This window comes from Pseudomonas sp. DE0010 (genome assembly GCF_007680745.1).
GTDB lineage: Bacteria > Pseudomonadota > Gammaproteobacteria > Pseudomonadales > Pseudomonadaceae > Aquipseudomonas > Aquipseudomonas parafulva_B.
The window spans coordinates 1-255 of record NZ_VEJQ01000243.1; the positions used below are offsets into that span (position 1 = coordinate 1).

Here is a 255-nt window from a genome sequence, read left to right on the forward strand (position 1 = left end):
GACGATCTCCAGCGGCAGTCGCAACAGCGTATAGCCGGCCGAGCGGGCGCCGTGATCGCGGGCCGCCTCCAGCAGGGCTTCGAGTTCATGGTCGTTGATCATGGGAAGCATCGGTGCCAGCAGGGCGCTCACCGGCACGCCGTGCTCGTGCAGGGTGCGCATGGCCCGCAGTCGGGCCTGGGGCGCCGCGGTGCGGGGTTCGAGGATGCGCTTGAGTTCGTCGTCCAGCGTGGTGAGGCTGAAGGCCACCCGCAC

General features: G+C 69.8%; 1 protein-coding gene. It reads right to left on the reverse strand.

The window, feature by feature from the left end; genetic code table 11:
• A partial coding sequence (locus FS767_RS22395) for a radical SAM protein (RefSeq protein ID WP_144968271.1) occupies nucleotides 1-255 on the reverse strand: 255 nt, incomplete at both ends.